Source organism: Micromonospora sp. NBC_01405 (assembly GCF_045040155.1).
In the GTDB taxonomy this organism is placed as follows: Bacteria; Actinomycetota; Actinomycetes; order Mycobacteriales; family Micromonosporaceae; genus Micromonospora.
Window position 1 is genome coordinate 902,110 of the sequence record NZ_CP109532.1, and the last position, 14,369, is coordinate 916,478.

At 74.3% G+C, this 14,369-nt stretch carries 14 protein-coding genes; 4 read left to right on the forward strand and 10 right to left on the reverse strand.

Going from position 1 to position 14,369, the window contains the following annotated elements:
• The first annotated feature begins 193 nt into the window (after positions 1-193).
• Positions 194-1,387 (forward strand): hypothetical protein, encoded by a 1,194-nt coding sequence (locus OG559_RS03170; RefSeq protein ID WP_405112201.1) that lies wholly within the window; start codon positions 194-196, stop codon positions 1,385-1,387.
• A 123-nt stretch (positions 1,388-1,510) separates the two neighbouring features.
• Here the strand turns inward: OG559_RS03170 and dxs are convergent, their stop codons facing one another.
• The 4 genes from dxs to OG559_RS03190 all read right to left on the reverse strand — a co-directional run bounded on the left by dxs (position 1,511) and on the right by OG559_RS03190 (position 8,109).
• On the reverse strand, positions 1,511-3,466 hold the full coding sequence (dxs, locus tag OG559_RS03175; RefSeq protein ID WP_405112204.1) for a 1-deoxy-D-xylulose-5-phosphate synthase: 1,956 nt from the start codon (positions 3,464-3,466) through the stop codon (positions 1,511-1,513).
• A gap of 72 nt (positions 3,467-3,538) precedes the next feature.
• Entirely contained in the window at positions 3,539-4,702 is a 1,164-nt protein-coding gene (locus tag OG559_RS03180) for an anhydro-N-acetylmuramic acid kinase (protein WP_405112206.1), read from the reverse strand.
• Between the two features lie 6 nt (positions 4,703-4,708).
• Positions 4,709-6,040: a class I SAM-dependent RNA methyltransferase gene (locus OG559_RS03185; RefSeq protein ID WP_405112210.1), complete on the reverse strand. Its 1,332-nt coding sequence runs from the start codon at positions 6,038-6,040 to the stop codon at positions 4,709-4,711.
• Positions 6,037-8,109 carry an APC family permease gene (locus OG559_RS03190; RefSeq protein WP_405112213.1) on the reverse strand — a complete coding sequence of 691 codons (2,073 nt, stop codon included), beginning with the start codon at positions 8,107-8,109 and terminating at the stop codon, positions 6,037-6,039. Before OG559_RS03190 ends, OG559_RS03185 begins: the two co-directional genes overlap by 4 nt.
• 173 nt (positions 8,110-8,282) lie before the next feature.
• Between OG559_RS03190 and OG559_RS03195 the strand changes: the two genes are divergently transcribed.
• Together OG559_RS03195 and OG559_RS03200 are read left to right on the forward strand one after the other, a co-directional pair.
• Positions 8,283-8,948 (forward strand): TrkA family potassium uptake protein, encoded by a 666-nt coding sequence (locus tag OG559_RS03195; RefSeq protein ID WP_350885174.1) that lies wholly within the window; start codon positions 8,283-8,285, stop codon positions 8,946-8,948.
• A gap of 2 nt (positions 8,949-8,950) precedes the next feature.
• Positions 8,951-9,640: a potassium channel family protein gene (locus OG559_RS03200; protein ID WP_405112216.1), complete on the forward strand. Its 690-nt coding sequence runs from the start codon at positions 8,951-8,953 to the stop codon at positions 9,638-9,640.
• Positions 9,641-9,665: 25 nt separating this feature from the next.
• On the opposite strand, the gene OG559_RS03205 is transcribed toward OG559_RS03200, so the two are convergent.
• The 4 genes from OG559_RS03205 to dut all read right to left on the reverse strand — a co-directional run bounded on the left by OG559_RS03205 (position 9,666) and on the right by dut (position 12,133).
• A complete protein-coding gene (locus OG559_RS03205) occupies positions 9,666-10,352 on the reverse strand; it encodes a DUF3159 domain-containing protein (RefSeq protein WP_396673334.1) in 687 nt (228 codons plus the stop codon).
• A 31-nt stretch (positions 10,353-10,383) separates the two neighbouring features.
• On the reverse strand, positions 10,384-10,767 hold the full coding sequence (locus OG559_RS03210) for an OB-fold nucleic acid binding domain-containing protein (RefSeq protein WP_350885180.1): 384 nt from the start codon (positions 10,765-10,767) through the stop codon (positions 10,384-10,386).
• 159 nt (positions 10,768-10,926) lie between these two features.
• Positions 10,927-11,601, reverse strand: a complete 675-nt coding sequence (locus OG559_RS03215) for a DUF3710 domain-containing protein (protein WP_405112219.1) — start codon at positions 11,599-11,601, stop codon at positions 10,927-10,929.
• 25 nt (positions 11,602-11,626) lie between these two features.
• On the reverse strand, positions 11,627-12,133 hold the full coding sequence (gene dut, locus OG559_RS03220) for a dUTP diphosphatase (protein ID WP_405112222.1): 507 nt from the start codon (positions 12,131-12,133) through the stop codon (positions 11,627-11,629).
• Between the two features lie 84 nt (positions 12,134-12,217).
• Between dut and OG559_RS03225 the strand changes: the two genes are divergently transcribed.
• Complete coding sequence (locus tag OG559_RS03225) at positions 12,218-12,712, forward strand: DUF3093 domain-containing protein (RefSeq protein ID WP_405112225.1); 495 nt, start codon at positions 12,218-12,220, stop codon at positions 12,710-12,712.
• Positions 12,713-12,728: 16 nt separating this feature from the next.
• On the opposite strand, the gene OG559_RS03230 is transcribed toward OG559_RS03225, so the two are convergent.
• Together OG559_RS03230 and OG559_RS03235 are read right to left on the reverse strand one after the other, a co-directional pair.
• Positions 12,729-13,580 (reverse strand): hypothetical protein, encoded by an 852-nt coding sequence (locus tag OG559_RS03230; RefSeq protein ID WP_405116341.1) that lies wholly within the window; start codon positions 13,578-13,580, stop codon positions 12,729-12,731.
• Between the two features lie 264 nt (positions 13,581-13,844).
• A complete protein-coding gene (locus OG559_RS03235) occupies positions 13,845-14,141 on the reverse strand; it encodes a DUF4193 domain-containing protein (protein ID WP_007075406.1) in 297 nt (98 codons plus the stop codon).
• Positions 14,142-14,369 lie beyond the last annotated feature (228 nt).

A 14,369-nucleotide genomic window follows, 5' to 3' on the forward strand; every position in this document is an offset into this window, starting at 1 on the left:
ACGGGGCTCGGCAGGGGTCACAGTCGGCGGAGTCTACCGGAGCCGACGAAGGCCCCGAAATCACCGGGCCGTCCTATGTGGTCGGTTCCGCCGCAGCTCACGGGACGGCGCGAGGTGCCGGTCCGCGCGGTCCCGGCGTCTCGTACCATGTGGGGCGCGAACACGACCGGGCGACGCGATCGGGGGCGTACAGGTGGCTTCAGCCCGCCGGCGCGGCATGACGGCCACCGCACTGCTCACCCTGCTGCTGGCCGGCACGGCCTGCGGGCCGGTGGCCGACCGGAAGCCGGACGGCCTTCCCGTCGGCTACGACAGCCTGGACGGGACGCTGCGGGTGTGGCCCGCGCGGGGGCGGCTGGCCGGCGACAGCGCCGCGACGGCGGCGATCACCGAGGCGGTCCGGGCCTGGCGGACGCCGGCCGACGACCGCGCGCACCTGCCCTCGTCCGGGATCCTGTGGTCCGGTGAGGTGGACGGCGCCCCGCTGGCCCTGGTGGCCGCCGACGTCCCCGGCGAGAGCGCCTCCTGGCTGCTCCAACTGGCCCGCGACGGCGACCGGTACGTGGTCGACCGGGCCAGCGAGTACACCGAGCCCGGCTACCTCGTCTACTCCGACGTGCTGCCCGTGCAGACCGACAGCGGGCGTCGCTACCTGCTCTCCGGCCGGGTGGAGCGACTGCTCAGTCCCAAGGGCCGGGCGCTTTCCAGCCGGGACGGGCTGACCGACCCGGTGGACGTGCCGGCCTGCCGGGCCGTGGCGCTGACCGCGACGCTGCGGGCCACCCGGTCACTGCCGCGCGGCCGGGCCGCCGACCGCCTGCTCGACCTCGGTACGGCCACCACGGACCCGCGGTACCCCCTGGTCCGGGACGAGACCGGCTCCGGCCGGCGGGCGCTGGACGGTCTGGACACCTGCGTGCTCGCCGACGAGCAGGGCCCGTTCGGCAGCGTCCCCCGCCGGATCGGCGACCGGGACGCACCCCGCTCGGTGCCGGAGTCCTGGCCGATGGCGAAGGTCAGCGTCCGCGCCCTGGGCGAGGTGGCGCTGGGCGGCGGCGACCCGGCCGACCTGGAGCAGCTGAGCTGGGAGACCGACGCGGGCACCATGACCGCCGTGGTGTACCGGCCGGCCGACGGCGGCGACCCGGTGGTCTCGCCGGCCGACCGGGCCAACACCCTGCAGGCGTACGTGCTGCCCGTGCCGGGCCAGCCGTTGGTGGTGCTGAGCTGGCGGTCCAGCCGGTACAGCTCGCTGTCGGTGCCGCCGGGCACCCCCCGGCTGGTCAACCGCCCCGGGCTGGTGGTGGTGCCACAGCCGGTGAGCAAGGCCACCTTCAGCCTGGCCGGCGCGGAGAAGACCTACTACCGCTCGGTCGGCGGCCGCTGACGCCGGCCCCGCCCCGGGTAGCCGACCCGGCACCGGACCCCGCCCGGCGAGCTTCGGGCACGCGGGCGCGGTGAAAAAGGGCACCTTCTCGCCGTCTGGCGTCGAGAAGGTGCCCCTTTTCTTTCAGTTCTGCGCGGCGGTTCCGCGGCCGGTCGGCAGGCCGACCGGCTCGTCCTGCTGGGCGTCCAGGCGGGAGATCCACCCGGTGACGTCCCGGGCGATGCTCTGGGCGGTGAGGCCCAGGTCGGCGAGGATCTGCGCGCGGGTGCCGTGCGGGTGCCAGTCGGCCGGCACACCCAGGTCGCGCAGCGGCACCCGGACGTCGGCGTCCCGCATCGCCTGGGCGAGGGCGTCGCCGACCCCGCCGACACGCACCCCGTCCTCGACGGTGACGACGAGGCGGTGGGCGTCGGCCAGCTCGACCAGCTCGGCGGGGACGGGCCGGACCCAGCGCGGGTCGACCACGGTCACCCCGTAACCCTGCTCGGCGACCCTGGTGGCGACCTCCATGCCGAGGTGGCCGAACGAGCCGATCGCGACCAGCAGCACGTCGGTGCGCGCCGACTCGGCCAGCACGTCGACCGGGCCGACGCGGCGCACGGCCGGCAGGTCGGCGGCGACGGTGCCGGTGGGGAACCGGACGATGGTCGGGCCGTCGTCGACGGCGACCGCCTCGCGCAGCTCCTCGCGCAGCGTGGCGGCGTCGCGGGGCGCGGCGATCCGCAGGCCCGGCACCACCCCGAAGACGGACATGTCCCAGATGCCGTAGTGGCTCGGCCCGTCCGGTCCGGTGATCCCGGCCCGGTCCAGCACGAAGGTCACCGGCAGCTTGTGCATCGCCACGTCGAGCAGGACCTGGTCGAACGCCCGGTTGAGGAAGGTCGCGTAGACCGCCACCACCGGGTGCAGCCCGCCGAGCGCCAGCCCGGCGGCCGAGGTGGCCGCGTGCTGCTCGGCGATGCCGACGTCGTAGACCCGGCCGGGGTACTTGCGGGCCAGCGTGGCGATGCCGGTCGGCTCGGCCATCGCGGCGGTGATGCCCACCACGTCGGGCCGCTCGTCGGCGATCGCGACCAGTTCGTCGGCGAAGACGCCGGTCCACTTTACCGACGGGGCGGCGACCGACTTGCCGGTCTTCACGTCGAAGGCGCCGGGGCCGTGGAAGCAGTCGGCCTCGTCCTCCTCGGCCGGGCGGTAGCCGTAGCCCTTGCGGGTGACGGCGTGCACGATCACCGGGCCGCCGAAGTTCTTCGCGGCCCGCAGCGCGGACTCGACCGCCGTCACGTCGTGCCCGTCGACCGGGCCGACGTACTTGATGCCGAGGTCCTCGAACATCGCCTGCGGGGCGACCGCGTCCTTGATGCCCTTCTTGACCGCGTGCAGCACCTCGTACATCGGGCGGCCGACCAGCGGGGTCGAGCCCAGGGCATCCTTGACGGTGTCGAGGATCTTCTCGTAGCCGGGGTTGAGCCGCAGCGTGGAGAGGTGGTCGGCCAGCCCGCCGATGGTCGGCGAGTAGGAGCGGCCGTTGTCGTTGACCACGATCACCAGGGAGTTGCCGGCGGTGGCGATGTTGTTCAGCGCCTCCCAGCACATGCCGCCGGTCAGCGCGCCGTCGCCGACCACGGCGACCACGCTGCGCTGCTCGCCGCGCAGCGCGTACGCCTTGGCCAGGCCGTCGGCGTAGGACAGGGCGGTGGAGGCGTGCGAGTTCTCGATGAGGTCGTGCTCGCTCTCGGCCTGGCTGGGGTAGCCGGAGAGGCCGCCGCGCTGTTTCAACTTGTCGAAGCCGCCCTGCCGGCCGGTGAGGATCTTGTGTACGTAAGCCTGGTGGCCGGTATCGAACAGCAGCCGGTCGCGCGGGGAGTCGAAGACCCGGTGCATGGCCAGCGTCAGCTCGACCACACCCAGGTTGGGGCCGATGTGCCCGCCGGTGCGGGAGACCTTGGCGACCAGGAAGTCGCGGATCTCGGCGGCGAGGATGTCCAGCTGCTCGGCGGACATCCGCTTGACGTCCTGCGGACCCCGCACCGTGCCCAGCAGCCGGCCGTGGTTGGCCGTGTCCTCTTCAACGCTCATGAGCGAAGAGTCTATCGGCCGTCCGGTAGTCCGCAGCCCGGCCGGCAGCCAGCCGCCTGACCCCGGGGACAGTCAGGCCGTGATCACCAGCCGTTGGGGCGGAGCGACCGGCGGCGCGGAACGGGCCGGCCCGGACGGCGTCCAGGAGCCCAGCACGGCCGCCTCCCGGGCCCCGGTGACCGACGGGATCGCCCCTGGCAGGCCGTGCCAGGAGAGCCAACCGAGCAGGGCGAACGCGTACGCCTCCTTGGCCTGGGCCGGCACCCCCAGCTCGTCGCTGGCGCGCAGCCGCCACCGGCCCCCGCCGAGCGCGGCCAGCCGGCCCCGGAGTGTGGGATTGCGCACCCCGCCCCCGGCGGCCACCACCTCGGTCACCCCGTGCCGGTCGCACTCGGCGGCGACCGTCCGGGCGGTCAGCTCGGTCAGCGTGGCCAGCACGTCGTCGGCGGCCACCGGCCCGCCGAGCGCGGCGAGCCGGTCGTCCAGGTAGCCGGCGTGGAACAGCTCCTTGCCGGTGGACTTCGGCGGCGGCGCGGCGTAGTACGGCTCGGTGAGCAGCAGCTCCAGCAGCCCGACGTGCACCCGACCGGCCGCCGCCCGGGCCCCGTCGAGGTCGCAGGGGCGGCCGAGGAACCGCCGGGCCGCCGCGTCGAGCAGCGCGTTGGCCGGGCCCACGTCGTACCCGAGGACCGGGGCGCCCGGCGCGACCACGGTGAGGTTGGCGATGCCGCCCAGGTTGAGCGCGGCCCGGGGCGGCCCGGCGTGGTCGCCCAGCAGCAGCGCGTCGAAGGCCGGCACCAGGGGCGCGCCCTGCCCGCCGGCCGCGACGTCCGCCGACCGCAGGTCCGACAGCACCGGTACGCCCACCCGCGCGGCCACCCGGGCCGGCGTGCCGAGCTGGAGGGTGCCCCGCGCCCGGCCGCCGTCGACCCAGTGGAACACGGTCTGCCCGGGCGAGACGACCGCGTCGACCCGCCCGCCGGCCAGCTCCACGCCGCGCGCCGCCGCCTCGGCGAACACCTCGCCGAGCCGGTTGTCCAGCCGGCAGACCGCCTCGATCGTGGTCGGGTTCGGCGGCAGCAGCGCCCCGATCTCCGCCCGCAGCCCGTCGTCGAGGTCCAGGCTGGCGAACCCCAACGGACTCAGTCGCAGAGTGTCCCCGTCGACCGTGAACTCCGCCGCGGCCACGTCCACCCCGTCGTACGACGTCCCCGACATCAGCCCGACGATCCGCACGACCGGCTACTTCCCGTCGACCGGCGGCAGCAGCAGCCCGACCACCTCGACGTGCTGGGTCATCGGGAACAGGTCGAAGCCGCGCAGCTCCGCCAGCCGCCACCCCGCCTCGGCGAACGTCCGCACGTCCCGGGCGAAGGCGGCCGGGTCGCAGGACACGTACGCCACGGCGCGCGGGGAGGCGGCCAGCACGTTCCGCACCACCTCCGCGCCCGCCCCGGTGCGCGGCGGGTCCAGCACCACCAGGTCCACCGGCCCGATGATCCGGCGGCGGGCCAGCGCGGTCTCCACCCGGGCCGCCACCACCTCGACCCGGGGCAGGTCCCGCAGGTTCTCCCGGGCGGCGGCGACGCTCGGCGTGGCGGACTCTACGACGGTGACCCGGGTGTCCGGGCCGACCCGCCCGACGAGCGCGGCGGCGAACAGCCCCGCCCCGCCGTAGAGGTCCCAGGCCGACTCGCCCGGCTTCGGGGCGAGCAGGTCGAGCACGGCGTCGACCAGGGTGTCCGCTGCGGCCGGGTGGACCTGCCAGAAACCGGACGCGGGCAGCGTCCAGTCCCGGCCGGCGGCCACCTCGCGGACCGTCGGCGGCCCGTCGACCGGGGTGGGCACCCCGTCGGCCAGGGCCGTGACGGTGACGTCGCCGCCGGTGGAGGCCACCGTCTCCACCGCGTCCGCCTCGGGCCAGCGGGCCCCGCTCGGGGCGAGCACCGGCAGCTCCTGGATCGCCGGGTGGGCGATCAGGCAGCGGTCGATCGGCACCACCTCGTGCGAGCGGTGCTTGAGCAGCCCGGCCCGGCCGGTGGCGTCGACCGCGTAGCGCACCCGGGAGCGCCAGCCCAGCGGCCCGCCGGGCAGCGCCGCGACCCGGACGCCGAGCCGGTCGATCTCGGCGTCGGTGAGTCCGGCGAGGCGGCTGAGCTGCTCGCGCACCACCGACGTCTTCCAGTCGAGCTGGGCCTGGGGCGCGACGTGCTGGAGGTCGCAGCCGCCGCAGCGGCCGGGCCCCGCGTACGGGCAGGGCGGCTCGACCCGCTCCGGGGCGGCGTCGAGCACCGTCACCGCGTCGGCCCGGACGAACCCGCGGTGCACCTCGGTGACCTCGGCCACCACCCGCTCGCCGGGCAGCGCGTGCCGGACGAAGACCACCTGGCCGTCCACCCGGGCCACGCAGTGCCCGCCGGGGGCGACCGCGTCGACGGTCAACTCGACCCGCTCGGCCTCCTCCAGCCCGCGCCGGTCCCCGTCGCCCGACCCGGTGTCGCCCGACCCGGTGTCCAGTAGCCCGGTGTCCAGCGGCCCGTGCCGGTCGCCGTCGCCCACGTCCACTGCGGTCATCGTTGGTCTCCCTCGGTCGGGGTGCTCTCGCCGGGCGGGGCGGAGGCCACCGGCGGCGCCGGCGGCGGCAGGGTGCTGCGTGGGGCGACCCGGGGGCCGCGGGCGGGGCCCCGGCTCAGCGTCGCGTCCAGCCGGTCGAGGTTCTTGCCGGCGGTCGAGGCGAGCTGCCACGGCACGCTGGTCACCATCACGCCCGGCTCGAACAGCAGCCGCCCCTTCAGCCGCAGCGCGCTCTGGTTGTGCAACAGGTTCTCCCACCAGCGCCCGACGACGTACTCGGGGATGAAGACCGTGACCACGTCGCGCGGCGACTCCCGGCGGGTGTTGGCCACGAAGTCGAGGATCGGCCGGGTGATCTCCCGGTACGGCGAGTCGATCACGGTCAGCGGCACCGGCACCTCCCTCCGCTCCCAGTCGGCCTGGAGGTGCCGGGTGTCCTTCTCGTCGACGTTGACCGTCACCGCCGTCAGCGTGTCCGGCCGGGTGGCCCGGGCGTACGCGACGGCCCGCAGGGTCGGCTGGTGCAGCTTGCTGACCAGCACGATGGCGTGGTTGCGGGCGGGCAGCACGCCCCGGGCCTCGGTCGGCTCCAACTCGGCGGCGACCCGGTCGTAGTGCCGCCGGATGGCCAGCATCAGCACGTAGAGCAGCGCCATCGCGACGATGGCGATCCAGGCCCCGAGCAGGAACTTGGTGATCAGCACGACGACCAGCACCGCGCCCGTCATCGCCATGCCGAAGGTGTTGATCGCCCGGGACCGGATCATCCGGCGACGGGCCTGGGCGTCCCGCTCGGTGCGCAGGCGCCGGTTCCAGTGCCGGATCATGCCGGCCTGGGAGAGCGTGAACGAGACGAAGACGCCGACGATGTAGAGCTGGATCAGCCTCGTCACCTCGGCCTGGAAGCCGACGATCAGCACCACCGCGAAGACGCCCAGCAGGATGATTCCGTTGGAGAACGCCAGCCGGTCGCCCCGGGTGTGCAACTGCCGGGGCAGGTAGCGGTCCTGGGCGAGGATCGAGCCGAGCACCGGGAAGCCGTTGAACGCGGTGTTGGCGGCCAGGAAGAGGATCAGCGCGGTCACCCCGGCGACCACGTACAGCAGGATCGACCCGGAGCCGAACACCGTCTCACCGAGTTGGGCGGTGACGGTCTTCTGCACGTACCCGTCGGGGCCGGCGATGATCTGCCGCACCGGGTCCTCGACGAACTGGAGGCCGGTCAGCCGGGCCAGCCAGATGATCCCGACCAGCATGCCCACCGAGATGGTGCCGAGCAGCAGCAGGGTGGTGGCGGCGTTGCGGCTCTTCGGCTTCTTGAACGCCGGCACCCCGTTGGAGATCGCCTCCACGCCGGTGAGCGCGGCGCAGCCGGAGGAGAAGGTGCGCAGCAGCAGGAAGATCAGGGCGAACCCGGTGACGCTGTGCTCGGCCTGGATCTCCAGGCCGGCGCTCGGGGCGCGCAGGTCGTGGCCGAGGATGAACACCCGGACCAGGCCGGTGAGGATCATCCCGCCCATCACGATCACGAAGCCGTACGTCGGGATGGCGAAGGCGGTGCCGGACTCGCGCAGGCCGCGCAGGTTCACCGCGGTGAGCAACGCGACCGCGGTGACCGCGATGAGCACCTTGTGGGTGGCCACGAACGGCACCACCGAGCCCAGGTTGGCCACCCCGGAGGAGACCGACACGGCGACGGTGAGCACGTAGTCGACCAGCAGGGCGCTGGCCACCGCGACGCCGGCCCGGGGGCCGAGGTTGACCGTGGCCACCTCGTAGTCGCCGCCGCCGGAGGGGTAGGCGTGCACGTTCTGCCGGTAGCTGGCCACCACCGTCAGCATCACCACGACCACCGCGAGCGCGATCCACGGCGAGAAGATGAACGCCGACGCGCCCGCGATGGACAGCGTCAGCAGGATCTCGTCCGGGGCGTACGCGACGCTGGACAGCGCGTCGGAGGCGAAGACGGGCAGCGCGATGCGCTTCGGCAGGAGGGTGTGCTGAAGCCGGTCGGACCGGAACGGTCGACCGACGAGCAGCCGCTTCAGCAGCGAGGTGGGACTGGCCACAAGCGCTAAGGGTACGACCACCGGACCGCGGCCGCCGGGGGTGGCGGAGCGCGGCGTCGTGGGAGGGCGCGGTACCGTCGTCCCCCGCCTGCGACCAGGACGTGGCAGGCTCGCAGTCGAACAGGTCACCGGCGAGGCCGGGCCGGGTGCGCGCACCTTGGGAGGGACACACCGTGCATGTCGTGATCATGGGCTGCGGCCGGGTCGGGTCGACCCTGGCCCAGAGCCTGGAGTCCCGGGGGCACTCGGTGGCGGTCATCGACCAGGACGCCGACGCGTTCCGCCGGCTCAGCCCGAGCTTCGCCGGCGTCACCGTCACCGGCGCCGGCTTCGACGGCGAGGTCCTGCGGCAGGCCGGCATCGAACGGGCGGACGCCTTCGCCGCGGTCTCCAGCGGCGACAACTCGAACATCATCTCGGCCCGGCTGGCCCGCGAGACCTTCGGCGTCTCCCGGGTGGCCGCCCGGATCTACGACCCGCGCCGGGCGCAGGTCTACGAGCGGCTGGGCATCCCCACCGTGGCCACCGTCCGGTGGACGGCCGACCGGATGCTGCGGCACCTGGTCCCCGAGGGCAACGTGGAGATCTTCCGGGACCCGACCAGCACCGTGTCGATCATCGAGGTGCCGGTGCACAAGGACTGGATCGGCCGGCCGCTGCGGGCCGTCGAGGCGGCGGCCGGCGCCCGGGTGGCGTACCTGTCCCGCTTCGGCATCGGCACGTTGCCCACCGGGTCCACCGTCGTGCAGGAGGGCGACCAGGTCTTCATGCTGGTCACCGACGACATCATGACGTCGGTCACGTCGGCGGCGGGCAGCCCGCCGGAAGGAGCGCACTGAAGATGCGGATCGCCATCGCCGGCGCCGGCAACGTGGGCCGCTCGATCGCCCAGGAGCTGATCGACAACGGCCACCAGGTGATGCTGATCGAGCGTCAGCCCCGGATGCTGCGGCCGGACCGGGTGCCCGCCGCCGACTGGGTGCTCGCCGACGCGTGCGAGCTGGCCAGCCTGGATGAGGCCGACATCGCCGGCTGCGACGTGGTCGTCGCGGCGACCGGGGACGACAAGGTCAACCTGGTGGTGTCGCTGTTGGCCAAGACCGAGTTCGCGGTGCCCCGGGTGGTGGCCCGGGTCAACCGGGCCGAGAACGAGTGGCTGTTCACCGAGCAGTGGGGCGTCGACGTCTCGGTGAGCAAGCCGCGGGTGATGGCGGCGCTGGTCGAGGAGGCGGTCACCGTCGGCGATCTGGTGCGGCTGATGACGTTCCGTCAGGGCGAGGCGAACCTGGTGGAGATCACCCTGCCGCCGACCGCCCCGTACGTGGGGCAGCCGATCCACGCGGTGCCGATCCCCCGGGACGCCGCCCTGGTGGCGATCCTGCGCGGCAAGCGGGTGCTGGTGCCCAGCCCGGACGACCCGATCGAGGCCGGCGACGAGCTGGTCTTCGTCTGCACCGCCGAGGTGGAGGACGAGGTCCGTACGGTGATCCTCGGCGCGGACAGCGTCGAGCGGACCCGCGGCGCGCGTTGAGCGGCCGGTCGCGGGCGTGGGCGGCTCAGGCCCCGGGCAGCGGCTCCGGGGCGGCGGCCTCGCGGGTCACCCGGCGCACCGTCCACACCGTGATCAGCAGCAGCAGCGCGTACGGCGGGTAGCCCAGGGCCAGCCGGGCGATGCCGAGGGCGGTGTCCTGATGGGCGAGGTAGAGGCCGGCCTGCACGCCGACCTTGGCCAGCCACACCACGCCCCAGAGCACGGTCAGCTGGGTGAAGGTGCGCACCAGGCGCGGGTCGTCCCGCCACTCCGAGCGTCCCTTGGCCACCAGCACCGACCAGATCCAGCCCACCAGGGGCTGCCGGATCGCCGCCGACACGAGCAGGGCCAGCCCGTACCCGATGCCGTAGAGGATGCCCGGTAGGTAGAAGTCGCGTTCGTCGCCGGTGCGCCAGGCGATCGCCGCGCCGATGCCGATGCCGAACAGGCCGTTGACCGCGTGCCGCACCGGCCGGCGCTGGGCCAGCCGCAGCCCGGCGATGAGCAGGCCCACGGCCACCGAGGCGATCACCGCGGGTCGCAGCTCGCCGAGGATGTTGGCGATCACGAAGACGACCACCGGGATGCTGGACTCGACCAGCCCACGCCAGCCGCCGAGCTGGTCGGCCATCTGCTCGGCGAGGCTCGGCAGCCGCTCGGAGTCCTCCGGGCCGGTCCCCGGTTCGGTCGTCCGGTGCTGTCCGGTGGTCATCGTGTCTCTCCCGTTCCCGGTGTCCGCGCCGTCACTTCGGCGACTCCAGCTCGTAGTACGGGTTGTAGATGACCTTGCGGTCGTCCCGCACCGCCACCCGGCCTCGGGCGGTCAGGTGGCGCCCCGGTTCGATGCCGGCGATGTGCCGCCGGCCGAGCCACACCAGGGTCACCACGTCGCTGCCGTCGTACAGGTCGGCCTCCAGGGTGGGCAGGTTGGTCCGAGGAGTGTAGACCACGGTGCGCAACCTGCCGGTGACCGAGACCACCTGACCGCGCATGCACTGCCGGGCCGGCGTGCCGCCGGACTGCGCGCTCTCCCGGCGCAGCTCCTGCGCCTCGATCTCGGCTTCGCTCGCGGTGAGCCGGTGCAGGAGCCGCCGCAGCGAGACCCTGCTGCCCTCGTCGGTCGTCATGACCTCCGCGCCACCCTCTCCTCCGCCGGGCGGCCCCGCGCCTGCCGGACCGTCCCGCCAGCGTACGCCGAGCGGCGGGCAGGGCAGACCACCCGGCCGCCCGGGACGGTCCGCCGGCGGAGCGCCGACGGACCGGCCCGGACACGGGCGGACGTCGGGTCAGGCCTCGATCGGGCCCGGGGCCCCCGGGGCACCCTCGCCGGCCTGCTCGCCGGCCTGCTCGGCGACCTCGCGGGGCAGCCGCAGCGGCAGCGGCTCGCGCACCGGCTTGGCCTCCTGGCCGCGGTCGACGACCAGCCCGTCCAGGCACTCGGCCAGGGGGCCGGCGGCGGCCGGGTCGGTGGCGGCGGCGCCCTGGAAGACGCCGCGGACCATCCAACGGGGGCCGTCGACGCCGACGAACCGCAGGTCGGTCAGGCCGTCCGGGGTACGCACCCGGGCGCGCAGCTCAGGGCCGTACTCGCCCTGCACCTCCTGGGCGGCAACGCCGTCGTTGAACAGGGACTGGCGGATCTCCTCGCGCACCTCGTCCCAGATGCCGTCGGAGCGGGGCGCAGCGAAGACGCCGAGCTGCAACGCGCTCTCGCCGTACACGAGGACGACCTGCTGGATCACGCCCTCCGGGTCGGCCTGCACGCGCACCTCGACGTCGGCCACCGCCGGGATCTGGAGGCTGCCCAGGTCGAGCCGCTGCACCCCGTCCGGGGCCTCGGCGACGTCGTACGGGCCGCGCTCCGGCCCCGACGCCTCGGCGTCGTGCCCGTCCAGGACCTCGGTGGCCCGCTCGTCACGGCCCTGCCGACCGCCACCGGCCCGCTTTCGGGAGAAGATCACTGCGCCCACCCTCCGCTGTTCGCACTCACCCTGCCACCTCTTCCGACTGGCCGCCGGCCCGGTCCACCGACGGCGGGACGAGCCCGGCGTGTCCACCGGTCGAGCCGTGCCCACCGGCGCCCCGCCGGGACGGCGGCAGCTCGGCCACCGGCCGGAAATCGACCCGCTCCACCCGCTGGACAACGAGCTGCGCGATCCGATCGCCACGGGAGATCTTCGCCGGTTCCGCCCGATCATGGTTGATCAGGTTGACGAGGATCTCACCCCGGTAGCCGGCGTCGACCGTACCGGGCGCGTTGAGCACCGTCACGCCGAGCCTGGCCGCCAGACCCGACCGGGGGTGCACCAGGGCGACGTACCCCTCCGGGAGGGCGATCGCCACGCCGGTGGGGACCAGGGCCCGCCCACCGGGGGGCAGCTCCACGTCCGCGGCGGCCATCAGGTCGGCCCCGGCGTCGCCGGGATGGGCGTACGCCGGCAGCGGCAGCCCCGGATCGAGCAGCCGTACGGGCACGGGTACGTCGTCGGTCACGGTCTTCCTCTTCCGTCCGGTTCACGGGGTGACCCTGCCATCCTGCCGGGTCGACCACCGGTCGTGCGCCGTACCCTTGCAGGAGTGAGCCGATCGCCGTCCTCGCCCCCCGCCACCACCGTGACCACCGCCTATGCGGAACGGCTCAGCCTGCCCTGGTGGGCCTGGCTGGCCGGTCTGGCGCTCGGCGGCTTCCTCGCCCTGGAGCTGTGGATGGGCGCCGACGGGGCGCGCGGCTGGCTGCCGTTCGTGGTGCTGCTGCCGACGGTGGTGGCCGCCCTGTGGTGGCTGGGACGGATCCGGGTCGCGGTGGCCGACGGGGAGCTACGGGTCGACGACGCCCGGCTGCCGGTGCGGTTCGTGGCCGACGCCGTCCCGCTGGACGCCACGGGCCGCCGCGAGGTGCTCGGCGTCGGGGCCGACCCACTCGCCTTCGTGGTCCAGCGCCCGTGGATCGCCGGGGCGGTGCAGGTGGTGCTCGACGACCCCGCCGACCCCACCCCGTTCTGGGTGGTCAGCACCCGCGACCCGGTACGCCTCGCCGCGGCGCTCCTCGCCGCCCGCGACGCCTCCGCCTGATCCTGCCGGGGCCGGCTCAGGGCAGCGCGGGTGTGTTGCCGCCGCCCGGCAACGTCCGGCGCTGCCGGCGCAGGTCGGCACGGAGCTGGTCGGCGAGGGACCGGGTGGCCCGCCGGTTGAGGTAGCTGGCCACCGCCGCCCCGGTCAGGAACGGGCCGAGGGTGGTCAGGTTTCGGCCGAAGCGCTTGAGCAGGGTGTCCCGCAGTTCCTTGCGCGCCGCCGTGCCGAGCACCGCGCCGACGCCCACTCCGGGCAGCATCGGGTTGATCCCGCGCTGGCCGGCCCAGGACTGGACCACGGCCACCGTCCGCTGGCTGCCGCCGGTGGGCAGCGGGGCACCGTACACCTCGTGCAGCTCGCCGATCATCTTCAGCTCGACGGCCACGACCGCGACCGTCTCGGCGGCCAGCAGCACCGGCGCGGAGAGGAGTGTGGGGGCGACCGTCCACTCCACGGCCGCGATCCCACCGCCGGCCGCGCCGATCCCGGCGGTCGTCCGGGCGGCGTTGCGGATCAGCCGGTCGGCCAGCGCCTCGTCGTCCAGGCCCGGGAAGTGCCGACGCAGGGTGGCCAGGTCACGAACGGGCACGTGTGGGGCGACCTCGGCGACGGCGTCGGTCATCCACCGCACGGCGGCCGTCGGCTTGAACAGGTCGGCGAGCCCTCGGACGCGCACCTGCCCGACGAGCCGGGTCAACAGCTGCCGCCGCCGGGCCGGCTCGATGTCGTCGGCGGTCAGCGCGGCCACGGTGGCGCCGATCTCGGTCCGGCCGTCGTCCGGCACGTCGCGCCCGGTCACGTCGCCCCGGTCGGCACCCGGCGCCGCCGCGTCCGGCCTGACCGCGACGTGCTCAGCGGCGTCGGGCATGGTCGGACCGGGCATGGCCGGACCGCCGGTGACCGGTCCTCCGCCCGTGCCGTCGTCGCTGCGCTCGCCCATGCGCCGACCTCCCCGATGGGTGTGGGTGGAAGCTGCTGTGACGAGTCAAGCAGCTTCCCGCCACCGGCGCACGGCGGCGATACCGGTCGGTGAGGCGCCGGCGGGGTCAGCGCCGGCAGGCGGGCGGGAAGTGTCAGCTCCCGAAGCGGCGGCCTCGTCTGGGAGGCCGCCGCCGGTGTCCCGAAGTCAGGGTCAGACGCACTCTCGGCAGATCAGCTCGCCATTGCGCTCGACCGCCAGCTGGCTACGGTGGTGGACGAGGAAGCAGCGGGCACACCGGAACTCGTCCTGCTGCATCGGTAGCACCTTGACCGTGAGTTCCTCGTCGGCCAGGTCAGCGCCGGGCAGCTCGAAGCTCTCGGCGACCTCGGCCTCGTCGACGTCCACGGCGCCCGACTGTGAGTCGACGCGTCGGGCTTTGAGCTCTTCCAGGCTGTCCTCGCCGAGGTCGACCTCGTCGCGACGCGGGGCGTCGTAGTCGGTGGCCATCGGTCTCACTCTCCCATATCGATATGGTCGCTTCCGGTTGTAACGCCGGGCGACGCTGTTTCGGTTCCGTTGGCCGGCCACCATTTTGTGTCGGTCACCCGACCCGACGGCCGGTCAGGTCAGGGCCACCAGAGAAGAACCCCAGCGAGCGCGGTACCTTACCCCCCTCTGGCGAGGCATGTATACCGCCCTCGTGGCTCAGATGTACGCCCCAGCCGTCGAAGTTGT